The organism is Cedecea neteri (assembly GCF_000757825.1).
GTDB lineage: Bacteria > Pseudomonadota > Gammaproteobacteria > Enterobacterales > Enterobacteriaceae > Cedecea > Cedecea selenatireducens.
In genome coordinates this window covers 405,971-425,372 of the sequence record NZ_CP009451.1, presented here as the reverse complement: position 1 = coordinate 425,372, position 19,402 = coordinate 405,971, and the positions used below count along the sequence as shown (strand labels likewise).

At 48.1% G+C, this 19,402-nt stretch carries 29 protein-coding genes and 1 pseudogene; 24 read left to right on the top strand and 6 right to left on the bottom strand.

The window, feature by feature from the left end; all coding sequences use genetic code 11:
* Positions 1-258: 258 nt before the first annotated feature.
* Positions 259-744: a hypothetical protein gene (locus JT31_RS01920; protein WP_038472728.1), complete on the top strand. Its 486-nt coding sequence runs from the start codon at positions 259-261 to the stop codon at positions 742-744.
* A 263-nt stretch (positions 745-1,007) separates the two neighbouring features.
* On the opposite strand, the gene JT31_RS01915 is transcribed toward JT31_RS01920, so the two are convergent.
* Positions 1,008-1,385: a helix-turn-helix domain-containing protein gene (locus tag JT31_RS01915; RefSeq protein WP_038472725.1), complete on the bottom strand. Its 378-nt coding sequence runs from the start codon at positions 1,383-1,385 to the stop codon at positions 1,008-1,010.
* A gap of 116 nt (positions 1,386-1,501) precedes the next feature.
* Between JT31_RS01915 and JT31_RS22910 the strand changes: the two genes are divergently transcribed.
* Genes JT31_RS22910 through JT31_RS01895 form a run of 5 tightly spaced genes read left to right on the top strand, consistent with a single transcriptional unit; the run spans position 1,502 to position 3,937 of the window.
* Positions 1,502-1,759, top strand: a complete 258-nt coding sequence (locus JT31_RS22910; protein WP_071842921.1) for a transcriptional regulator — start codon at positions 1,502-1,504, stop codon at positions 1,757-1,759.
* A gap of 10 nt (positions 1,760-1,769) precedes the next feature.
* A complete protein-coding gene (locus JT31_RS01910) occupies positions 1,770-2,192 on the top strand; it encodes a toxin YdaT family protein (RefSeq protein ID WP_038472721.1) in 423 nt (140 codons plus the stop codon).
* An 11-nt stretch (positions 2,193-2,203) separates the two neighbouring features.
* Positions 2,204-2,449: a hypothetical protein gene (locus JT31_RS01905; RefSeq protein ID WP_038472720.1), complete on the top strand. Its 246-nt coding sequence runs from the start codon at positions 2,204-2,206 to the stop codon at positions 2,447-2,449.
* A gap of 25 nt (positions 2,450-2,474) precedes the next feature.
* Positions 2,475-3,524, top strand: coding sequence for a conserved phage C-terminal domain-containing protein (locus tag JT31_RS01900; protein ID WP_071842920.1), 1,050 nt, complete (start codon positions 2,475-2,477; stop codon positions 3,522-3,524).
* Positions 3,524-3,937: a hypothetical protein gene (locus tag JT31_RS01895; RefSeq protein WP_038472717.1), complete on the top strand. Its 414-nt coding sequence runs from the start codon at positions 3,524-3,526 to the stop codon at positions 3,935-3,937. Before JT31_RS01900 ends, JT31_RS01895 begins: the two co-directional genes overlap by 1 nt.
* Positions 3,938-4,213: 276 nt before the next feature.
* Here the strand turns inward: JT31_RS01895 and JT31_RS01890 are convergent, their stop codons facing one another.
* Positions 4,214-4,510 (bottom strand): hypothetical protein, encoded by a 297-nt coding sequence (locus JT31_RS01890; protein WP_038472715.1) that lies wholly within the window; start codon positions 4,508-4,510, stop codon positions 4,214-4,216.
* Between the two features lie 206 nt (positions 4,511-4,716).
* Between JT31_RS01890 and JT31_RS01885 the strand changes: the two genes are divergently transcribed.
* Positions 4,717-5,166 carry a hypothetical protein gene (locus tag JT31_RS01885; protein WP_038472711.1) on the top strand — a complete coding sequence of 150 codons (450 nt, stop codon included), beginning with the start codon at positions 4,717-4,719 and terminating at the stop codon, positions 5,164-5,166.
* A gap of 255 nt (positions 5,167-5,421) precedes the next feature.
* Here JT31_RS01885 and JT31_RS01880 read toward each other — a convergent pair whose 3' ends face one another.
* A complete protein-coding gene (locus JT31_RS01880) occupies positions 5,422-5,709 on the bottom strand; it encodes a helix-turn-helix domain-containing protein (RefSeq protein ID WP_158399817.1) in 288 nt (95 codons plus the stop codon).
* Positions 5,710-6,301: 592 nt separating this feature from the next.
* Here JT31_RS01880 and JT31_RS01875 point away from each other — a divergent pair.
* Together JT31_RS01875 and JT31_RS01870 are read left to right on the top strand one after the other, a co-directional pair.
* Positions 6,302-6,589 carry a Ref family recombination enhancement nuclease gene (locus JT31_RS01875; RefSeq protein WP_038472706.1) on the top strand — a complete coding sequence of 96 codons (288 nt, stop codon included), beginning with the start codon at positions 6,302-6,304 and terminating at the stop codon, positions 6,587-6,589.
* Positions 6,586-7,194 (top strand): hypothetical protein, encoded by a 609-nt coding sequence (locus JT31_RS01870; protein ID WP_038472704.1) that lies wholly within the window; start codon positions 6,586-6,588, stop codon positions 7,192-7,194. Before JT31_RS01875 ends, JT31_RS01870 begins: the two co-directional genes overlap by 4 nt.
* A gap of 156 nt (positions 7,195-7,350) precedes the next feature.
* On the opposite strand, the gene JT31_RS01865 is transcribed toward JT31_RS01870, so the two are convergent.
* The gene (locus JT31_RS01865) at positions 7,351-7,551 is read right to left on the bottom strand and encodes a hypothetical protein (RefSeq protein WP_052048945.1); all 201 of its coding nucleotides are present in this window, start codon (positions 7,549-7,551) and stop codon (positions 7,351-7,353) included.
* A 407-nt stretch (positions 7,552-7,958) separates the two neighbouring features.
* Here JT31_RS01865 and JT31_RS22905 point away from each other — a divergent pair, with 407 nt between their 5' ends.
* The 5 genes from JT31_RS22905 to JT31_RS01840 all read left to right on the top strand — a co-directional run bounded on the left by JT31_RS22905 (position 7,959) and on the right by JT31_RS01840 (position 9,861).
* Positions 7,959-8,147, top strand: coding sequence for a hypothetical protein (locus JT31_RS22905; protein WP_071842919.1), 189 nt, complete (start codon positions 7,959-7,961; stop codon positions 8,145-8,147).
* Between the two features lie 84 nt (positions 8,148-8,231).
* Positions 8,232-8,501, top strand: a complete 270-nt coding sequence (locus JT31_RS24210; protein WP_071842918.1) for an HP1 family phage holin — start codon at positions 8,232-8,234, stop codon at positions 8,499-8,501.
* Positions 8,473-9,027, top strand: coding sequence for a lysozyme (locus JT31_RS01850; RefSeq protein WP_038472694.1), 555 nt, complete (start codon positions 8,473-8,475; stop codon positions 9,025-9,027). The genes JT31_RS24210 and JT31_RS01850 overlap by 29 nt, the downstream gene beginning before the upstream one ends.
* Positions 9,027-9,554, top strand: a complete 528-nt coding sequence (locus tag JT31_RS01845) for a hypothetical protein (RefSeq protein ID WP_038472692.1) — start codon at positions 9,027-9,029, stop codon at positions 9,552-9,554. Before JT31_RS01850 ends, JT31_RS01845 begins: the two co-directional genes overlap by 1 nt.
* A gap of 88 nt (positions 9,555-9,642) precedes the next feature.
* Positions 9,643-9,861 carry a hypothetical protein gene (locus JT31_RS01840; RefSeq protein WP_038472690.1) on the top strand — a complete coding sequence of 73 codons (219 nt, stop codon included), beginning with the start codon at positions 9,643-9,645 and terminating at the stop codon, positions 9,859-9,861.
* Between the two features lie 87 nt (positions 9,862-9,948).
* Here JT31_RS01840 and JT31_RS01835 read toward each other — a convergent pair whose 3' ends face one another.
* On the bottom strand, positions 9,949-10,407 hold the full coding sequence (locus JT31_RS01835) for a hypothetical protein (RefSeq protein WP_038472687.1): 459 nt from the start codon (positions 10,405-10,407) through the stop codon (positions 9,949-9,951).
* Between the two features lie 203 nt (positions 10,408-10,610).
* On the opposite strand from JT31_RS01835, the pseudogene JT31_RS24260 reads away from it, so the two are divergent.
* From JT31_RS24260 to JT31_RS01820, 5 genes and pseudogenes are all read left to right on the top strand, one after another.
* A pseudogene (locus JT31_RS24260) lies at positions 10,611-10,712 on the top strand (hypothetical protein); the annotation flags it as partial.
* Entirely contained in the window at positions 10,678-10,815 is a 138-nt protein-coding gene (locus tag JT31_RS24040; protein ID WP_419177767.1) for a hypothetical protein, read from the top strand. The pseudogene JT31_RS24260 and the gene JT31_RS24040, both read left to right, overlap by 35 nt.
* Before the next feature lie 91 nt (positions 10,816-10,906).
* Positions 10,907-11,035 carry a hypothetical protein gene (locus JT31_RS24175; protein WP_268747019.1) on the top strand — a complete coding sequence of 43 codons (129 nt, stop codon included), beginning with the start codon at positions 10,907-10,909 and terminating at the stop codon, positions 11,033-11,035.
* A 385-nt stretch (positions 11,036-11,420) separates the two neighbouring features.
* Entirely contained in the window at positions 11,421-12,287 is an 867-nt protein-coding gene (locus JT31_RS23950) for an HNH endonuclease (protein ID WP_200882452.1), read from the top strand.
* Positions 12,253-12,606 (top strand): nucleotide pyrophosphohydrolase, encoded by a 354-nt coding sequence (locus tag JT31_RS01820; RefSeq protein WP_038472682.1) that lies wholly within the window; start codon positions 12,253-12,255, stop codon positions 12,604-12,606. Before JT31_RS23950 ends, JT31_RS01820 begins: the two co-directional genes overlap by 35 nt.
* 79 nt (positions 12,607-12,685) lie before the next feature.
* On the opposite strand, the gene JT31_RS01815 is transcribed toward JT31_RS01820, so the two are convergent.
* On the bottom strand, positions 12,686-13,258 hold the full coding sequence (locus tag JT31_RS01815; protein WP_038472679.1) for a hypothetical protein: 573 nt from the start codon (positions 13,256-13,258) through the stop codon (positions 12,686-12,688).
* 542 nt (positions 13,259-13,800) lie between these two features.
* Between JT31_RS01815 and JT31_RS01810 the strand changes: the two genes are divergently transcribed.
* Genes JT31_RS01810 through JT31_RS01790 form a run of 5 tightly spaced genes read left to right on the top strand, consistent with a single transcriptional unit; the run spans position 13,801 to position 19,395 of the window.
* A complete protein-coding gene (locus JT31_RS01810) occupies positions 13,801-14,355 on the top strand; it encodes a terminase small subunit (RefSeq protein WP_038472676.1) in 555 nt (184 codons plus the stop codon).
* Positions 14,330-16,249, top strand: coding sequence for a phage terminase large subunit family protein (locus JT31_RS01805; protein WP_038472674.1), 1,920 nt, complete (start codon positions 14,330-14,332; stop codon positions 16,247-16,249). Before JT31_RS01810 ends, JT31_RS01805 begins: the two co-directional genes overlap by 26 nt.
* 2 nt (positions 16,250-16,251) lie before the next feature.
* A complete protein-coding gene (locus JT31_RS01800; RefSeq protein ID WP_038472671.1) occupies positions 16,252-16,458 on the top strand; it encodes a phage head-tail joining protein in 207 nt (68 codons plus the stop codon).
* Complete coding sequence (locus JT31_RS01795) at positions 16,455-18,065, top strand: phage portal protein (RefSeq protein WP_038472669.1); 1,611 nt, start codon at positions 16,455-16,457, stop codon at positions 18,063-18,065. The genes JT31_RS01800 and JT31_RS01795 overlap by 4 nt, the downstream gene beginning before the upstream one ends.
* Positions 18,066-18,084: 19 nt before the next feature.
* Positions 18,085-19,395: a S49 family peptidase gene (locus JT31_RS01790; protein ID WP_235212949.1), complete on the top strand. Its 1,311-nt coding sequence runs from the start codon at positions 18,085-18,087 to the stop codon at positions 19,393-19,395.
* The last annotated feature ends 7 nt before the right edge of the window (positions 19,396-19,402 follow it).

Below are 19,402 nucleotides of genomic sequence, written 5' to 3'. Positions count from 1 at the left end.
TTATGCCCTTATGACGTACGAACATACCTGGCCTGACGCATCCCCTAATTACCTCCTGTGAAACGTATTGTTGTACCATCTTCTGATGTCTCCTTTAACACAGGTTTTGCAGTTTGAAGACTGGTGAACATAGTCGGATTGACCGCACTACAATATTTAGTAGGTCATATTCACTTTATGATTGGTGCTATCCTTGCCATTAGCTAGTGCAAAGATTCATTTTCTGGGCTATTTCTAAATACAGGAGTATAGGGTTGAATGGAAAGAGAAAAAATAATAGTGCCACTAAAGCGCAATAAGTGTTATTACGATGGCTTGCGTGGGATGTTAAGTGGTACATTTTATTCTATGCTGGGGGTTTATTTTACCGCGTTAATGATTACTCCTCTGACCTTAAAGGAGTTAATGGGTGGTGAGTTTTTAGTAGTACACGCTTGGATAATTATTAGCTTCGTTTTATGGCGTAGAAGTCTAACCACTCCAAACAGAGTTGTTTTTTCAATTGGTAAAATTTGGTATTATCCGAATGTTGCCAATATAATTCTAGGTGCTCAATATATAGTTATCGGAATTCTATGTTCATTAATATTTGATTGCTTCTCTAAAATAAATGTTGGGATGGATCATTTGACGGCATTTTATTGGGTTGCGTTAGTATACTTAATATTACTCCTTCTTTTTTGCTCACTATCAATTAGGAAGTTTGAACCAGTTCCGGCAAGCAATGATCAGCAATCAAGTTAAAAGATTTAGAAATATCCAGTTTTTAAAGAGCGAAGCGTCCACCAGGGCGCTTTTTTGTTACTACAACGGTGCCATTGAGCCTGGCCGGCTGAACGTTTGAAATCTATCGCGCTGCTATGGTCATGCGTTGCTAAGATGCACACATGCTAGCATTAAGCTAACGTGTGTCAACATAAGGCATGCAAAATAGTTTTGGGAAAACAAAAAAAGGCCGCCTTGATGGCGACCTTTAAAGGAGAATAGTTACTGTATCTTATTGATTACTATTTGTTTGAGTCGAAAAACTTTCCGTAGAATTTTTTAAGTTCATTAAGGCGCATTTCAAAGACAGCAAGCATATTAGTGCGTTCTACGCTAGGAAGCTCACGGTAAATCTCGATCAGCTTTCTTTCATCCTCGCTGTATTGACTATGAATTTCCTCATCTTCACCCAAGATCCAAGCCATGGATACGCCCGTGTGGCTTGCAAGCTTGGCGGCGGCTTCTTTGCTTATGCTTCCTCGCTTGAACCATCCGTTAACAGAAGCGCGGCTGACCCCAGTAATTCTTGCCAGGTCTGCTTTGGATACGTGTTTGGTATCAATGATCTCATTTAAGCGCTGTGTGACCAGCGGCAGATCAGAAAGGTTCTCATTTTCCATTCCAACATTATAAGCCAGAGGCTAACACCCCAACAATATAAGTGCCTGATGCATTGTGTTGACATTCGTTAGCTTTGTGCTTACATTTGCTTTCGTTAAGTTAACGGGAGCAATAAATGTCCGATTTAAAAACAGGCTTAGATAAAGCCATTCACGCATTTGGTGGGCAACGAAAGCTGGCTCGCGCATTGGGTATTAGCGCACCAACTCTAAACAAAGTCGTGAATAAATATGCCGGGAAAATTCCACCTAAGTATCTCCAAAAAATTCATGAGTTAACTGGAGTTACGCCTCATGAGTTACGGCCTGATATTCATCCAAATCCAACATCTGGCCTACCAGTTGAGAAAAACAATAACACCCCTGTGGTTTGAGGACTGAACAATGCAAATCAAACATGAATTGATCCGCGACGTTGTTCGCGCCTGGGCCGTGGAAATTAACCGAGAAAATGTTGGCCGTGCAGTATCCATCGAGTATTTCCGCATGGGGGGCGGGGCGCTTCGACTGCTGCCTGCAGATGCGCAGAACGCCGACCACGTAAACCAGCAAAACCTATTCCGCTGGTTAGACAGTGACTCAGCGCAATCAAAGGCAAAGGTGCGCCAGCTGCTGCCGGCAATCCTCAGCGCATTGCCACGCCAGTTGAGCGCCCGCTTGGTACTTGCCAATTCCATGGAGTACAGAGCTCTGCAGCAGGCGCGTGCAGCTCTTGACGAAGCAGCTGATGCATACGTCGCTGCGACTGTCGTAGATCTTGTTAATCACATCACCGGCAGCACCAGTGCTTCCGTCGTTCTGCACTAAGCGAGGCCGATATGTTGCATGAAGATTTCTTAGCGAAGCAGCTACGCGGCATGCTGTTGGCCGACGGCAAATACGACGAGAACCAGGCTGGCGCCGCGGTGACTCAGGCACTGGATTATCGCCGTTCAAATCCAAACACCAGCACGCTCACTCTCATCGAAAAAGCGAAATTCTTTGCCCGACACAATAAGCGTCCGGCATCGCCCGAGCGCCACGGGCCAATTCAGAAAGCACGGCTGCCGCAGAGCCTGCGCTAAATATGTTTGTTATTAAGGGGGCTTCATGTCCGCACTAATCCAACTGCTGGACAGGCCGATCGCATATCAGCCGTCGTTCGCGCAGCTGCGCGCCGGCAAGGTTAAAGCAGGTCCGTCAGCGGCTGTATTGCTCTCACAGTTTGTCTACTGGCACAACCGCATGGACGGTGGCTGGATCTACAAAACTCAGTCGGAGATAAACAGGGAAACAGGGCTGAGCCGGGATGAGCAGGAAACAGCCCGGCGAAGATTGGTTGCCCTGGGCGTCGTAGAGGAAGAGTTGCGCGGTGTGCCGGCCACACTTCATTACCGTGTTAACGCCGAGCGGCTGGAAGAGCTTTTATTGCTCTCAGTCCAGCAAACGCGCCAGATTACGGCAACCCCGCAAACTAGATTGCGGCATTCCCCCAAACCAGATTGCGGGAACTGCCCAAACAAGAATGCGGTATCCCCGCAAACAAGCTTGCGGGAACCCACCCAACAAGCCTGCGGGGATCCCGCAAACTTTCTATCAGGTGATTACACAGAGAATACACAGAGAGATTGTCAGGCAGACGAACTGCCCGACGATTTCGCCGATCCGGCTTTGCGGGTTTTAAACCATCTAAATCTGGCCACTGGTGCGAAGTTCCGGGACGGCAAAACCACACTCGGGTTTATCAATGGGCTGCTAACTGGCGAATACGTCGCTGACGAGCTGAACCTCGTTGTTGATCACCGGGTCGAGCACTGGGGCGGCGATCCAAAAATGTCCCAATACCTGAACCCTAAAACACTTTTCAGCTTTGAAAACTTCGAACGCTACCTGCCGCTGGCGCGTAAATGGGATGACGATGGGCGCCCGTCGATACGAGCCCCGGATATCGATGCCGCTGAGCGTGATGCTGCATACCTGCGACTGTGGGCAAGGGCGGCATTTAAAACGCCACTTGAAATCCGAGTTAGAAAAGCTGCAGGCCTGGCAAATATCGGGCAGAAGCCGGCAGACGCTGCAAAACGGGAATGGGATCGGCTGTGGCTTGAGAACGCCAAAGCCATGCAAGCCGAATCACGAAAAATCGAGAGGGAAATTTGATGGGAATAATTCTGGCTACACTGCAGCAACACGAAAAAGGCACAGCATCAGAGTTGGCAAAACTCTGCGCGGTTGAACCGCGACAGGCGATTGCAACCCTGCTGAGACTCGAAAGCACCGGCCGTGTTTGGCAGCGCAACGGATTCTGGCATTTCTGCACGCATAGCAATCCACGCCAGCGCCGCAGCGGGGATATCGCCAAAGTAAGCCTGCCGGCGCTGGTGAAGCTTGTGGAAGAGCGAGGGCCGATCAAAGCATGTGATCTGGCCGACGAAATTAACGCAAGCCGTAAAGCGGTTTCAACCGCGCTTTGTAATGCGTTCAGGGAAGGGCGGTTATCGCGCAGCGGCAACCGAAGCGCTTACGTGTATGCGAAAAAGCTAACACTGCAAAAGGACCAGGCGAATGACTGAGCAAGCGAAAGACGAAAGTGGGATTGCGTGCTGCCCTAAAGGTACCAGGCCTTACGAACAAACGCGGTGAATTGGGCAGTACGGCCGTAACTACGTCCTGAAATGTAACTGCGGTTGCTTGCGTGTAGCGAAGTCTTACAGCGAAAGCTCGGGGATGAAACAACGGATTCGTGATGGGATTTTCGCCGAATGGAATGAGAAAGCAAGAAGGACTAATTTCGGGCTGTAAATAATGTTAAGAAGCCCCGTGAGGGGCTAATAATCTATCTGATGGTGCTAAAAAAATCCTGCAATAATTGACGCTATAATACCTAGCACAAAACCCAAAGTTTGAGATCGTACCTTCGACCAGAAAGAATTATTTTTTTCACTTGCTTTGTTCAAATCTGAGAGCATTTCGAATAGTTCGGCGTTTTTGCTAGCTAGGTTTGTAATCATTTCATGACACTCATTCACTGTCTTAGGCAAACCATTCTTAAGTTGTTCGAGCTCGTACGATGCTTCAGCTCGTAAAAAACTGATTTCTCTTTCACGCAATTCATTGTTAAGTGCCCAATCTTTTACTCGACCCATTCTATTGTACCTCATGAAGTTTTTTTAATTTTACACTATTAAAATTAGTTTAAAACTAGGTGGCATGGTATTTTATGCGAGTTTTGTCGTGCGAGAAGTGTTAAGAGCATACATCCTTAACTTGTCAATCGACTCAATATGCCACCTAGTGATAATCTCTTAAGTAAACCATTCTCCCTAAAGTGAAATTTTCAAAAGGAAATGTAATGTCAGATACTTTAAAAATAACATTGATAGTTTTGATTGTTAATTTTTTAATATATTTAATAACTGTTGGGTTCGAGACCTTTTTCAAAGGGAAAATAAATCTTGGCTTTTCTAGGAAGTTAGCTGCAGAGAAAGAGGTCGCGGACGCACGTGTTAAGGCTGAGTTAGTTGCCGAGCTACTAGGTGAGTGGCAATCCTTTCCAGATGATACTGCACGAATAAGAGCTTTGTCATATAAGGCATTTATTTGGTTGCCTAGTGATATTGCTATTGAGTTATCAAAACTTTTGCATGGTGATAAAGATAAGAAATCTGTAAGAGATATCATAATTATGACAAGGGAACACATTTTAAAAGGTAAGGATCCTCTAGAATGGACTTATATTATTGATTTTGCTTTAGGGGATAAAGAAGAGGAAAGAAAGCAAAAGTATCTTGCAAAAAAATGATGAGCGCTATTAAATAATAATATGTGCATATGTTTACGCAAAGCTCGGTTTTTCTGTGGGTTGTTTTTCTGGTTTTATCTAGAAATTGACTTTCCCACATGAGCAGGGCTTATTTTACTTCAAATGTGAGCGAGTATATGTGTAATGATGGTTTGAGTGTTGACTAAATTAAATATAAGCCCCAATTATTCTTAAAACAACCAGGTAAGGAAGTGCAATATCATTTTCACACCGCGCGTCCATGCGCATAAGAGGCTAGATATTGCTATCAAAGATCTCTCTTAAGTGCTTATGATACTGAATTGCCGTTGCGCGTAACCCTGGCGGCATCCAGCTAATGTCGAGAAACAGATTGTTTTCTTCATTGTGCAGGTCTGGCCGGTTCACAAAGAAGTTGACCGGTGATACACCGAGAGTTGCCGATATTTCGTCCCACTCTTTGAGTGTCATTGCTGATCTGGCTGCCATGATATTTTTTAGTCTCTCATATGATATTCCGCTTAAGCGTTGCAACGTTTTTAACGACATCTTCTGATTGTTCATTTCATTTTTCATTAACTTAACAGCGGGATGCATAAATTTCACTCGTCGTTTTGGTATTTAAGGAAAATATATTTTCAGTTCTTGGTGTAAAAAAACTGATGATCTCGCCCGATAAAATGCATTTTTGGCCGTTTCGGTGTAATAGTTACACCGAGTGACTTTATTTGATTTAAGTCAATTTACAACGGGAAGGAATCAGAGAAAAATACAGAGCCATGACTTAAATCCATCCTGATTTTTATAGTAAAATCAGATTGTTATTTTGTTTTGGTTGGTGAGTATGAATGAAGAAAACTTATTGAATTATCTTAAGGTTGCAGGGCGCTACCAAGTTTATTCAGATGGTAGTGGCTGTTTCATTGTTCTACCCCTGATAAGGGAGCAGGTAATGATTACGCTACCTGCGCACGCGGAGCTAAGCAGTGCAGACAGCGAAGAAGTGATTTAGAATACTCCATAGGGCTGAACACCCGTAAATCTATCGCGCCACCGGAGATCACGATGGCGCACTATCAATCTGAATACACTCATCAGCTGGCACCCACGGTGACCGGTCTTTTTTCATGCTCTGCGTTTACCCTGGCGGTGAACAATGACTAAAGCAGAGCGAGAGCATCTATCCCGTGTTGTTGCCCTGGGCTGCATTGTCTGCAGGCAGCTGGGCCATGGAGAAACGCCGGCGGAACTTCATCACGTCCGGAGCGGGCGCGGCATAGCGCAGCGCGCTGACAACTTCTCAGTAATTCCTCTTTGCCACCAGCACCATCGGAACGGCGGCCACGGCGTTGCTATTCACGCCGGGAGACAGACATGGGAGCAAATCTTCGGCGCCGAACTCGAGCTGCTGCAAACAAACTTAGAGCTGGGGGGATCAGCATGACATCACGTCAACGCCGCGCACATCATTCTGCCATTCGTCACGTTGCCGGCGCGCCACGAAAAAGCTATTTGGGCCGGTTTACTCCGCTTACAGGAATCCAGTCCGGCTGGATAAAATCGTTGCTCATAGCATGGGGCGAGTACGTAGGCGGTAAGACTCCGGCAGAATATCGACTCGAGAACTGCAACCGGTTCATCGTCTCGGCTAAAAGTGATGAGTGGTCCGATGCTCAACTTCAACGCATTACCGAAGCGTTAGCAAAGGCAAAGAAAGAGGGGTTTACAGGCCGCAGGGCCGTTGCTCGAGCGCATACAATTTTGTGGGCTAAATCGCTAAGCGAGATGATAGACGAGACAAACCGTCGGGAGGACGCCGATCTCGTTGAGTGTGCTGTACTGGCAGCATTCAAGAGCGATGATCCGGTGCTGCTCATTGGCCTGCAGTATTACACGAGCAGGGCGAAGATTGCGGACATCGCCCGAGAACTGCAAAGCGTGGCGCCTTGGCTGGCAGAGCATGAGGCCCGCCGGCGTTGTCGCTGGTGCGTGCAGATATTTGAGGCGAAGGTTTTTCTGGCGGTTCGCAGAGAATCCGCAGTTGATTGACAATATGCGGTGTCGAAAACCCGCGGGCAGAAGCTAGCCTTGATTTGATTGCTTATATAGAAAACCCCAGATTGATGGCCTGGGGTTTAATGAGGATTGGTGTTGCTCAAAATTTGATGCAATTTCAACGTGTCCCAGCCTTAACTAGCTGGTGTGTTATTTTTTCGCGGTAAGTCTTTGGGCAAGAAATGTATAAACGGTAATACATGGAATAACTATTGCAAAGAACGGCCATAGCGTGGCGGTAATCAGCGTTTCAAAAAAGTTAAACTCAATTTCGTTTCTTTTATCTCCACGCAATGACAGCACCCACATCCCAACAAAACCTACGAAATAAGTAGCTAAATATATGGTCATTACTAATTCCATTTAGAGTGTGCGGGATAAGTTTAGTGCTAATAACCATACAGTTAAAATTGGTACTGTAGATCAATAACCTGGGATTGATCGTTCAAAGCGATCAAGTAATGAGATATTTCCCAGATTCCGGGCGAGGGAGCCTAAAAAGCAATGTTTAAGTTATCGCAATGCATATTATGTTGCGGGAAAGTAAATTCATTTAAGTATTGAAAACGAGTCAAAAAGTTAGATAATCGGTTCATGCTTAGCAGAGCTGCACCACGATGGCAGCGTCGTAAAGCCTACAAAATCAATCATTGAAACCTCACTACGGCGGGTTTTTATTGTTGATCAAAAAACAAACATAACGTAGTGTGATTCATGTCACGTTTTCTCGTGGCGCCGGTACACTACAGGAGGTTTGTATGGGCATCAAAAAAGTAGTTATTTTTAACCGCAAGGGAGACGAGCTTGGCGTAGTAAGCGCCAATGTCGAGACTGGTTATATGATTATCGACGGTCGACCGTTTGAAATTAAAGAGGTTAAGAATCCCTCTCGTCGATTTGAGGCTTGCTTCGATAAAGGTTCTAACCACAGGCTGTATCCTCAATAAATAACTCTTCATTTATAAGGCCACTTTCGAGTGGCCTTTTTTATTCCTTTCACACAGCACCGTCCGACTAACGGAGGTGAGGCTATGGCGAGAATGAGCACAATATACAGCAGGCTCTCATACGGAACCGGCACCACTCTGGCAGGGTGCGGTGTTTCGGCAAAGGCGTATGCAGACACAACAAAAGCAGGGGCGTGGATGTTGGCTGACAGACTAGCGGGATTAAGCCTCAGCGACTGGGCAATCATCATTGGTATTGCCTGCACGGTAATCACCTGCGGTGTTAACTGGCACTACCGCCGAAAAGAACGGGAGGACAGATTAAATGGCTATGTCTCCAGTTCTGCGGAATAGGCTGCTTGTAATGTCCGGGGCGGGCGCCATTGCAATCGCAGGGACAATGCTTACCGACTTTGAGGGCATTCGCTTTACACCGTACTACGACGTCGCCGGGGTGCTCACGGTTTGTTATGGCCACACAGGCGCCGACATCATCAAAACCAAAACGTACACTGCGGCAGAGTGCCAGGTGATGCTGGACAAAGACTTGGTGCCTTTTGCTCGTTCTGTTGAGCGCTCGGTGAAGGTTCCGACAACCGAGTATCAAAAAGCGGCGTTAATCAGTTTCAGCTACAACGTGGGTGTAACGGCGTTCGAACGTTCTTCGCTGCTGCGCCAGCTTAACGCTGGAAATTATCAGGCCGCGTGTGATGGGCTGCGTCAGTGGACATACGCCGGTGGCAAACAGTGGAAAGGTTTGATGAATCGCCGGGATGTTGAGCGGGAAGTCTGCATGCGGGGAGAAAATCCTCAGAAAGCAGATGATAGCTTTGGTCTGTTAAACGCAGGAACGCCGACAGCAGCACCGGGGGTATTCTGATGAACTGGCCATTCCGAGCTCTACTGGCACTTTTTGTACTGAGCCTGGCTGGTGGCCTTATCTGGTCGGCAAATCACTACCACGGCATGTATTTGGCTGAGCAAAAGCGTGCGGATGCAGCTGAAAAGGAAATCGATGGCCAGCGGCAGGTTATTGCCACACAGGCTTTCAACATGAACCGCTTTAACCAAATTGCCGACTACACCGACCGACACAATTCACTGATTGATGCGGGAGCCGAGGAAACGGTAATCGAATACTGGGAGATTTTACGCCGTGAGAAAACCTGTGATCTGCTTGTTCCTCCTGACATTGCTGGTGGGCTGCTCGACTACACGAACCGTTTACGTGCCAGCGCAATGCACCCCGATTCCGGCGAGCCTGACGCAGCCAATACTGCCCCCGCTGCCGCCAGCGGCATGACTTATTGCCAGGCTGTTCTGTGGATTAAGCCGTTATTGGCAACCATCGGCAAGGCGAACAATCAGCTGGCAGGAATCAGGAAAATTGATGCTGAACGTAAATGACAGAGAAGACCCCTTGAATACTCTCGATTTCATCCTTACTTAGATCCGGTTACCTGCTATTTCGGCAGGAGTATAAGAGGAAAATGAAATGCTGGAAGGTTACTTTGCAAATGTACCGAAAAACTCAGAAGAGGCCATTGAGCTTAATCAGCGACTCCTTGCTGTGCAAGCAGCTCTCGAAATTGCAAAACAAAGTGTAGGCAATTGGCATCAGTCTACAGTTTCTAGGGTTAATGAGGACTTATCTAAAACAGCAAATGAAATCGACAAACTGGCTGATGCCATTCAATCGGCCTTGAAGAAATAACAGAACGTGTCACTTCAATCGCCTCCGGGCTGTTTTTATTGCCATGATGATGGGTGTTCTCATTATCATGGCGATATTTATGGAAAACTATTTATTCGCAGCTTTGTGATAAATAGATAAAGACTTAGCAATAGCTGAGTTGAATTTTTTATTAAGTGAATCTAGATCTGCAACTTTCTGCTTTAATTCATCAGTAGAAATTGATTCCGCTGAACCGTCGGCGCTCATGACCTCGAACCTGTCTTCGTTAACGTTAAAGGATAAACCCGAGTGGGCTAAAACATTTCTAAATGGGCGGTGGTCACGATCAAATATGTTATGGATGTCTATTAACTCTTGGTGTTCTTTTACATTTTTATCAAGATTGTTCACATACCATTTCAATTTATCAGCAAGACTTTTTTCAACCCATGTTGTGCTTAAAGTAGTCAATGTATAACTAGCTTTAGACACTGTGATGAACATATCAATTTCACCAGCAATGAGAAGATATTGCCCAAGTAATTGCTCTACTAATGTACGGCTAGAGCTTGGTTGAGAGGTCATTTTTACTCCTTCAAAAATTTGTTTACCGTTCTGGAATTCAAATACATATATAAGCAATATCTTATCGGCAAATTTTTACTCAACTTTAATTAAGGCAAAGAAAACACTATGGCAAAACCGGACTGGGGAGCGCGGCAAGACCAGTTCCTCACCGAACATGCCAAAAAGGTATCTCACCGAAAGACTGGTGCGAAGCGCAGGGGCTGAACTACGCCAGCGCATCAACGCCTCCTGACCTCGCTACTCAACGCCGGGGGATCCCCCGCCTGGATGCTGACGCCGGCCCCCGACTTATTGACGCCGCTGAACGGGACTATTTCCGTCTCAGGGAGCGAATCGAAATCAGCAGATAGTTGGGATGCAACGCTACATAAGTCAACAGTGTCTGAGGTAAAAAACGCTTCATAATAATTTTTTTTGTCCGCCATCTGTTTGAGGACCCTTGATTGCGAGCTTGAGGATGCTATAGTCAGAAAATCTTTAGTAAGAAGGAGTAAGAATGTCTAAAAATGATGATGATGGTTTTGATTTCATCCCGGATTACGATGAACGTGTAGAACAGCATTTCCGTGATGCTGAGGCTGATGAAATTGCAACTTATAAAGCACTTAAAGATTCTGAAAATTAAAATTTTAAAAATGGCCGCTGAAAGGTGGCCATTTATTTATAATGAGCATGGTTTTTTTATATGTGATATATCGTTTTTTGATGTGAATGTATATCAGTGGCGTCTTGTAGTTGAGTAAGTTTTGATTGTGTGTTTTTCATATCAGACTGGTTAAGCATTAGAGCATTTCATTTTTAGTTATCAGTGTTTGATATTTTTATTGTAATTCATTTTTTAAATGACAATCAAAATTAACTCTAAGGTATTATTGGTTTTTTAATGGTGATGTTCATTTTTTAATATATCAAGGTTTGTTAATATACCCAACTTAACTATAAATGATGTTTTGTTCTGACTTTCATAGTGTTATATTGAGTTCGTTATTCTTGTATCATAGGGCAGTTGTATGATTTGGGTCATCTACGTATCAGATAAACCACACTCTAAGAAAAACTTCACAATTGGCCTTAATCAAAAGGTGTGGGGTGTCAAAGAGACCAAAAAAGAAACGATTGACAAGGTCGCTGAAGGTGATTTGGTTGCATTTGTCTATGCCATTTCTTGGCTAAAAGCCGAAGGTCCTCCACCAAATGGGTTTTCTAGGGTTAGTAAAGAAAATATTGAGCAGTTCCGGGGCGTGGTTCAGAGCATCACTTTAGCTCGGGTGAACAGGTCTTATTACACCTCTAGTCTTGAGGTTTGGCCAGATGATGATTATCCACATCGGTTTGGATTCGATGATGTGGAAACGTTCGGTACAGACGTTCTTTTCGGTACCGAGTTCTTCAATACCGACTTTGTTGAGGCAGTACGCTATTCAGCTTGTACCCAAGGTTCTGTGGCTCAGGCACTTAATATCTCGAGCGTTAGTGATATTGTTTCGGCCGATATAGATAATACTGGTGAACCAGACGATACTGTTTTTGGGATTGAAGGTCGTCCAATTCTTAGACTTCATCTTTCACGTGAGCGAGATTCTGGTCTGATTAAAAAGAAGAAACTATCAGTAATTGATGATGTTGGTATTCTGGCTTGCGAAGTTTGTGCGATAGATTTTGGAAAGGTTTACGGTGAGCTTGGTAATGGATTTGCCGAATGCCATCATAAAAATCCTTTGAGTCTTCGTGAACAAAATCAGAAAACTGAGCTTGATGATTTGGCAATTGTTTGTGCCAATTGTCATAGAATGCTTCATCACCGTCGCCCATGGCTATCTGTTGAGAGTTTGAAGAAAATATATGAAGAGCAAAGAGCTTTACCAACTGCAAAATGATTTAGCCGAATTTGCTGCTGCTCGTGACTGGGATAAATTTCATTCGCCGAAAAATTTATCGATGGCTATGTCTGTTGAAGCTGGCGAGTTAGTTGAGATTTTTCAATGGCTAACTGATGATGAAAGTAGAAACTTATCGAAAAAACAACAATCCAGGGCTGAAGAAGAAGTGGCTGATGTTTTCCTGTATTTGCTGAGAATTGCTGATAAGTTGAATGTTGATTTAATTGAAGTTGCCAGGGTTAAGTTGGCTTCTAATGCTGAAAAATACCCTATAAATTTAAGCTGCGGTAATGCGAAAAAATATACTGAGTTATGATTATCTAAAGTGTTATAGCACATAAAACCTGATGCGTTTACTTATATAAATGAACGCATCAGTCGAGTGATTACAATTTTTAATCGTTAATTTCGAATTCTTCTTTGAATAGTGAGATTACAGCGTCGGCAATTTCATCGATATTAAAATTGGTTTTGTTTTCTAGCGGGAAGTGTTTATCTGCGTATGAGTTATCGTATTTTCCTTTGGCTTTTAGTGTTATTTTTTTATTTTCCCTGTCAAATATCAAGATGTTTTCTGATTCTGCAATAACTTTTTTTTCTGGAAGCGACATTTGTTGATAGTGCGCTGACGTTGAAGGATGTAATTTGACGCTTGGGATTATTTTTATTTGCCTTAGCTTTATTTTAAATACATTGTTAATATTAGTGTAAAAGTTGTCTTCAAAAATTTGTAGTTTTATACCATCCAATGTTGCGATCATCACCTCTGGGTAATGGTCGCTATTTGCGGAAGGAATTGGGTGTGAGAAAAAATACTCTTTATTATCAGTGGTATAGGTTTCTAAGCCGATTTTTTTGGCTACCTGAATCGTTATATCTCTGAAGGTTGTATAAGGGCTAATGTTGTAGGTGTCATCGATATTTTTGCTTTTTAATATTATTTTTTTATATAAACCATGATCTGTCATGAGATCTCCTTATCCATTTCATAAGTGAAGTTATTTTACTGAGTAATATATATATGTCCATATTATAGTATTTTTTTATCCTCTTGTTATCAACGTTTTTCAAACTACCTAAATTGGTAGTGGCCCATTTTTTATAGCATGCAAACATAGAGCGAACTCTATTTGATATATGAGAGGTGAGTGTTTTTTCAATTGCCTTGACCTATGAATAGCTAGCGTTACGACAATTTCTTTTTTATTTCGCTATAAAACCTAGAAATATCAGGTGGATAGTATTTCAACGGTCATCTATTCAAGTCCGATTTCAAAAGGTACTTTCCAGAACCTGAAACACCGACGGGCGTAAGACGCGCGAAAACGCGCTATTTACGAGATTTTTCGGGGCAGATCCCACTTCCTACTTAGTTAAAGCTAACTCTCTGTTTTACATAGAATCGCTACCCCTTTAACCGGGAAGTGGCGTGATCCTTTTTTCCGTGTTTTTAGCCTTTTCACTTCCCAGTTTAATTTTTAATCAACTTTCTCTCCGGGGAGGTCCGGGCATGATTGTGAACAAAACTCAGCTGGCCGGGATCTTCGAAGTTTCGGCACGAACAATTACAACCTGGCAGGCGCAAGGCTGTCCGGTTGAAAACGGCGACGGCAGCGGCGGGCGTGGCGGGGATAATGCGTATTCGCTAAAAGCTGTCATTGACTGGTACTGCAAGCGGGAAACCGATCTTGAAAACGAGGTGCTGCGAAAAGAGCTAAACGAGCTGCAGACCACGGTCGAATCAGAGCTTGTACCAGGCACTATCGATTACGAACGGCACCGACTGACCCGCGCGCAGGCCGACGGGCAGGAGCTGAAGAACGCCAAAGAAGCTGCCGAGGTTGTCGAAACCGCATTTTGCATGTTCGTCCTGTCCAAAATTGCCGGGGAAATATCCGGCATTCTGGACGGGATCCCGTTGTCGATGCAGCGACGTTTCCCCGCGCTTGATCATCGCTACATCGAATTTCTAAAGCGTGATGTGGTGAAGGCGATGAACAAAGCGGCGGCGCTGGATGAAAAGCTGCCGGGGTTGCTGAGTGAGTATCTCGAAAAAACAGATTAAGAGTCTTGGCCGGTGGATAGCCGCCGGGCTTAAATCGCTGTTTCGCCCGATGCCGGTCACGGCCGTTGAATGGGCCAACGAACATTATTACCTCCCGAAAGAATCTGCGTACACCGAGGGACGCTGGGAAACGTTGCCTTTTCAGGTAGCGATAATGAACGCGATGGGCAGCGACGATATCCGCGAAGTGAATCTCATCAAATCGGCCCGCGTGGGTTATTCCAAGATGCTGCTGGGCGTTTTCAGCTATTTCCTGCAGCACAAGCAGCGTAATGGCTTGCTATGGCAACCGACCGATGGTGATGCCGAAAACTTCATGAAATCGCACGTCGAGCCGACGATCCGCGATGTGCCAGGACTACGCGAGATGGCGCCGTGGTATGGCAAGAAGCACCGCGATAACACGCTTTCCATGAAACGCTTTTCGAACGGCCGCGGATTCTGGTGCCTGGGTGGTAAAGCGGCGAAAAACTATCGCGAAAAGTCAGTCGATTTTGTGGGCTATGACGAGCTGGCCGCGTTCGATGAGGATATCGAGAAAGAAGGCTCGCCAACATTCCTCGGCGATAAGCGTATCGAGGGCTCAGTGTGGCCAAAATCAATTCGTGGCTCATCGCCGAAGATAAAGGGCGTATGCCAGATCGAGCGCGCGGCCAGCGAGTCCGGCCACCTGATGCGCTTTCATCTCAAATGCCCGCATTGCGGCGGCGAGCAGTACCTGAAATGGGGCGGCAAAGAGGAGCCCTATGGCTTCAAGTGGGAAAACCACGACGCGAAAACCGTATTTTATCTTTGTGAGCATTCCGGCTGCGTGATTCATCAGAACGAGCTGGACTACACCGGCGCGCGCTACATCTGCGATAACACCGGCATCTATACCGAAGATGGGCTGGCGTGGTTCGCGTCTGACGGCGAGGAAATTGACCCTCCGGACGCCGTGTCGTTTCACATCTGGACTGCGTACAGCCCGTTCACAACCTGGGTGCAGATCGTCAAAGACTATTTCAAGACGAAAGGCGACCCCGGCAAGCTTAAAACCTTCACTAACACCACGCTGGGCGAAACCTGGTCCGAAGAAGTGGGCGAGCGACCGTTGCCGGAGCTGGTGTTTAGCTGGGGCGAGCTTTACGCCGCGCAGGTTCCGTTGCGCGTTGTGTATCTCACTGCCGGTATCGACTCCCAGCTCGACCGCTACGAGATGCGCGTCTGGGGTTGGGCGCCCGGTGAAGAGGCTTATCTCATCGATCGGCTAATCATCATGGGCCGTCACGATGAAGAGGCCACGCTGCTGCGTGTTGATGCGGCGATTGCTGGTCAGTACCTCAGCGAAAGCGGCGACATGATGAGTATTGCCCGCGTCTGCTGGGATACCGGCGGCATTGATCCGGACATCGTTTACAAGCGTTCGCGAAAGCTCGGCATGTTCCGCGTTATCCCGATCAAGGGTGCCAGCATCTACGGCAAGCCGGTGGCGAATATGCCCCGCAAGCGCAACGCTAAAGGGGTGTACCTCACCGAAGTGGGCAGCGACACCGCGAAAGAGGTGATTTATGCCCGCTACAAGCTCGAGCGGCCGGCTGATGGTTCGCCGGTAGAGGGCTTAATCCACGTCCCGAACAACCCGGAGATTTTCGATTTAGTCGAAGCCCAGCAGCTGGTGGCTGAAGAGCTGATCGAGAAGTACGAGAAAGGGCGGATAAAACTGCTGTGGGACAGTAAAAAACGACGAAACGAGGCGCTGGACTGCTTTGTCTATGCGCTGGCGGCGTTACGCATCAGTAAATCACGCTGGCAACTGGATCTGAATGCTCTGGCCGAGAGTCGGGCGCATTCAGGACAGGTTGATCAGGATAAATCCTTTGCCGCCCTGGCGGCGCAACTTGCTGGAGAATAACAGTGGCGACAAAAGCGGAGCTGGACGAGGCACGCAAGGCGCTGCATGACTTGCTGACCGGCAAGCGTGTGGCATCGGTACAAAAAGACGGGCGGAGTGTAACGTTTACCTCCGCAACGCTCAGCGAGCTGCGCACGTATATCGCAAATCTTGAGAGTGAATTGGGGATTGTATCGGTTCGCCGTCGCCCAGCGAGGTTCGGATTATGAATAACGGCGGGCAATTGCTGGCCCCGGACGGCAAAACGCCGCTGCGTGAATACGCATCATACAGCGGCGGCGGGGCGGGTTTCGGCGGACAGCTGGCGCAGTGGCTGCCATCGTCCCAAAGCGCCGATGCGGCCTTGCTGCCGCAGTTTGAGCGGGGCAACGCCCGCGCCGACGACCTGGTACGCAACAACGGTTATGCGGCGAATGGCGTGCAGCTCCACCAGGATCACATTGTTGGCTCATTTTTCCGACTCAGCTACCGGCCCAACTGGCAGCGGCTGGGAATTTCGGAAGATGATTCGCGGGCGATGGCCGATGATGTCGAAGCTGCCTGGCGCGAATACGCCGAGGATCATCATTGCTATATGGACGTGGAGCGAAAGCGCACGTTCACGATGATGATCCGTGAGGGCGTGGCCATGCACGCCTTCAACGGGGAATTGTTCACGCAGCCGGCGGCGGCGGCACGCTCTGCAGGCCGAATTTTCCGCACACAGTTCAAGATGGTGAGCCCCAAACGCGTCAGCAACAATAACGGGGTGATGGATTCCGCCACACAGCGCGCAGGCGTTGTTATTGATCGCAATGGCGCGGCCGTGGGCTATAACGTTTCGGAAGACACTTATCCTCTGTGGGGCGGTCGGAAGTGGCGTTACATCCCGCGCGAGCTGGCGAACGGTCGTCCGGGCATGATTCATATTTTCGAGCCGCTGGAGGATGGCCAGACGCGCGGCGCCAACCAGTTTTACAGCGTGATGGAGCAGATGAAAATGCTCGATACGCTGCAAAACACGCAGCTGCAGTCCGCGATTGTGAAAGCGATGTACGCGGCGACGATAGAATCCGAACTCGATACAGAAAAGGCGTTTGAATTCATTCTCGGCGCCGGCGACGACAAGACAGCGCAAAACAATAGCGGGATATCTAAGCTGCTGCAGCAGTACATCGTGTACTACCAGGCGGCGCAGGTTAAGTTCGGTGGCGCTAAGGTGCCGCACCTGTTCCCCGGTGACTCACTCAATCTGCAGACTGCGCAGGACACGGATAACGGCTATTCCGTGTTTGAGCAATCCCTGCTGCGCTACATCGCCGCCGGGCTTGGCGTCTCTTATGAGCAGCTGTCCCGCGATTATTCGCAAGTCAGTTACTCGAGCGCGCGTGCTTCGGCTAACGAGTCCTGGCGCTATTTCCTCGGCCGTCGCAAATTCATCGCCGCGCGACAGGCCAGCATGATGTTCGGCTGCTGGCTGGAAGAGGCATTTGCCCGTGGCATTATCCGGATGCCGGCAAAAGCCCGTTACTCATACCAAGAAGCCCGCGGGGCGTGGAGTAACTCGGAGTGGATCGGCGCCGGCCGTATGGCCATCGATGGGCTGAAGGAAGTGCAGGAGTCGGTCATGTTGATTGAAGCCGGACTCAGCACTTACGAAAAAGAGTGCGGCAAGCTCGGCGAGGATTACCAGGAGGTATTCCGCCAGCAGGTCCGTGAAGCGCAAGAACGCCGCGAAGCCGGACTCACTCAGCCTGCCTGGATTGCAACGGCATTCAATGCGCAGTTGCAAAACTCCGCCAACAACAAAGAAACAGGGGGCCAGCGTGCCGCGTAATTTATCGCATATCGCCGGAATGGCGTTTAACCAACCCTTACTACTGGAACCCGCCTACGCGCGGGTTTTCTTTTGCGCGCTGGGGCAAGAAATCGGCGCCAGCCGGCTGGTGGATGCCGTCAGCGGCACAATTATCAGCCGGGAGGCGATGGGCGAAACAATGTCGCTGTTTGGTGATGGGCGTGAAAGCGCCACGGCCCGCAGCTACGAAGTGAAAGACCGGATCGCCGTCATCCCGGTTTCCGGAACGCTGGTCAGCAAGATGGCTGCTGTACGGCCGTATTCCGGTATGACGGGCTACAACGGGATTGTTAGCCGGGTAATGCAGGCGATAGCCGATCCGGGCGTGGACGGCCTGCTGCTGGACATGGACACCCCCGGCGGCATGGTGGCCGGCGCATTTGATGCCGCTGATTTGATTGCCCGGATGCGAAGCGAAAAGCCGATCTGGTCGCTGGCCAACGATATGAGCTGCAGTGCCGGCCAGCTGCTTTCGAGCGCCTGCAGTCATCGCCTGGTCACCCAAACGGCGCGCACGGGTTCGATCGGCGTGCTGATGGCGCACAGCAACTATTCCGGGATGCTGGAGCAGGAAGGCATCGATATCACGCTGATATTCAGCGGCAGCCATAAAGTTGACGGGAATCCGTACAACAAGCTGCCGGAAGACGTGCGGGTGAGTTTTCAGGAAAAAATCGACGGCCAGCGCAAAAGATTCGCGGGGAAGGTAGCGACTTACACCGGCATGAGCGTTAAAGCCGTGCTGGCGACCGAGGCCGCCGTGTACGACGGACAGGAAGCCGTTAAGGCTGGCCTGGCTAATGAAGTGGTGATCAACGCAGATGCCCTGGGCGTGATGCGTGAGCACCTGGATAAACAAAAAAACCACGTAATTATCGGAGAAGTAATGGCAACGACCACAACCACCACAACCGCCACGGCGGGCGATGCTGCCGCTACGGGCACCACGGCTGCCGCTGTTACCGCGGGCACATCAGCCACAACAACAACGCCTGCAGCTGATGTTGCCACGGCGTCAGCGTCCAGCGTAGCAGCCGCGGTGCAGTCGGAGAATCAGCGGATCATGGGCATTTTGAATTGCGAGGAAGCGAAAGGGCGTGAGGCCACCGCACGGGCGCTGGCGGGCACGGAAAATATGAGCGTCGAAAGTGCTCAATCTATCCTGGCGACCGTGCCGCTAAGTGCGCAAGCCCGCACGGAAACCGGGTTTGACGCGCTGCTGGATGACACTCCGGCGGCGGTAAGTGGGGCAACCGGTGCGCAGGCATCGGCAGCAGAAGACGATGGCTGGGACGATATTCCCGTTTAACAAAGAG

Excerpts from the sequence above, each read along its gene's own strand:
- JT31_RS01920 (WP_038472728.1), top strand. The coding sequence starts at position 259 with ATGGAAAGAGAAAAAATAATAGTGCCACTAAAGCGCAATAAGTGTTAT.
- JT31_RS01915 (WP_038472725.1), bottom strand. The coding sequence starts at position 1,385 with ATGGAAAATGAGAACCTTTCTGATCTGCCGCTGGTCACACAGCGCTTA.
- JT31_RS22910 (WP_071842921.1), top strand. The coding sequence starts at position 1,502 with ATGTCCGATTTAAAAACAGGCTTAGATAAAGCCATTCACGCATTTGGT.
- JT31_RS01910 (WP_038472721.1), top strand. The coding sequence starts at position 1,770 with ATGCAAATCAAACATGAATTGATCCGCGACGTTGTTCGCGCCTGGGCC.
- JT31_RS01905 (WP_038472720.1), top strand. The coding sequence starts at position 2,204 with ATGTTGCATGAAGATTTCTTAGCGAAGCAGCTACGCGGCATGCTGTTG.
- JT31_RS01900 (WP_071842920.1), top strand. The coding sequence starts at position 2,475 with ATGTCCGCACTAATCCAACTGCTGGACAGGCCGATCGCATATCAGCCG.
- JT31_RS01895 (WP_038472717.1), top strand. The coding sequence starts at position 3,524 with ATGGGAATAATTCTGGCTACACTGCAGCAACACGAAAAAGGCACAGCA.
- JT31_RS01890 (WP_038472715.1), bottom strand. The coding sequence starts at position 4,510 with ATGGGTCGAGTAAAAGATTGGGCACTTAACAATGAATTGCGTGAAAGA.
- JT31_RS01885 (WP_038472711.1), top strand. The coding sequence starts at position 4,717 with ATGTCAGATACTTTAAAAATAACATTGATAGTTTTGATTGTTAATTTT.
- JT31_RS01880 (WP_158399817.1), bottom strand. The coding sequence starts at position 5,709 with ATGAACAATCAGAAGATGTCGTTAAAAACGTTGCAACGCTTAAGCGGA.
- JT31_RS01875 (WP_038472706.1), top strand. The coding sequence starts at position 6,302 with ATGACTAAAGCAGAGCGAGAGCATCTATCCCGTGTTGTTGCCCTGGGC.
- JT31_RS01870 (WP_038472704.1), top strand. The coding sequence starts at position 6,586 with ATGACATCACGTCAACGCCGCGCACATCATTCTGCCATTCGTCACGTT.
- JT31_RS01865 (WP_052048945.1), bottom strand. The coding sequence starts at position 7,551 with ATGACCATATATTTAGCTACTTATTTCGTAGGTTTTGTTGGGATGTGG.
- JT31_RS22905 (WP_071842919.1), top strand. The coding sequence starts at position 7,959 with ATGGGCATCAAAAAAGTAGTTATTTTTAACCGCAAGGGAGACGAGCTT.
- JT31_RS24210 (WP_071842918.1), top strand. The coding sequence starts at position 8,232 with ATGGCGAGAATGAGCACAATATACAGCAGGCTCTCATACGGAACCGGC.
- JT31_RS01850 (WP_038472694.1), top strand. The coding sequence starts at position 8,473 with ATGGCTATGTCTCCAGTTCTGCGGAATAGGCTGCTTGTAATGTCCGGG.
- JT31_RS01845 (WP_038472692.1), top strand. The coding sequence starts at position 9,027 with ATGAACTGGCCATTCCGAGCTCTACTGGCACTTTTTGTACTGAGCCTG.
- JT31_RS01840 (WP_038472690.1), top strand. The coding sequence starts at position 9,643 with ATGCTGGAAGGTTACTTTGCAAATGTACCGAAAAACTCAGAAGAGGCC.
- JT31_RS01835 (WP_038472687.1), bottom strand. The coding sequence starts at position 10,407 with ATGACCTCTCAACCAAGCTCTAGCCGTACATTAGTAGAGCAATTACTT.
- JT31_RS24040 (WP_419177767.1), top strand. The coding sequence starts at position 10,678 with ATGCTGACGCCGGCCCCCGACTTATTGACGCCGCTGAACGGGACTATT.
- JT31_RS24175 (WP_268747019.1), top strand. The coding sequence starts at position 10,907 with ATGTCTAAAAATGATGATGATGGTTTTGATTTCATCCCGGATTACGAT.
- JT31_RS23950 (WP_200882452.1), top strand. The coding sequence starts at position 11,421 with ATGATTTGGGTCATCTACGTATCAGATAAACCACACTCTAAGAAAAAC.
- JT31_RS01820 (WP_038472682.1), top strand. The coding sequence starts at position 12,253 with ATGAAGAGCAAAGAGCTTTACCAACTGCAAAATGATTTAGCCGAATTT.
- JT31_RS01815 (WP_038472679.1), bottom strand. The coding sequence starts at position 13,258 with ATGACAGATCATGGTTTATATAAAAAAATAATATTAAAAAGCAAAAAT.
- JT31_RS01810 (WP_038472676.1), top strand. The coding sequence starts at position 13,801 with ATGATTGTGAACAAAACTCAGCTGGCCGGGATCTTCGAAGTTTCGGCA.
- JT31_RS01795 (WP_038472669.1), top strand. The coding sequence starts at position 16,455 with ATGAATAACGGCGGGCAATTGCTGGCCCCGGACGGCAAAACGCCGCTG.
- JT31_RS01790 (WP_235212949.1), top strand. The coding sequence starts at position 18,085 with ATGGCGTTTAACCAACCCTTACTACTGGAACCCGCCTACGCGCGGGTT.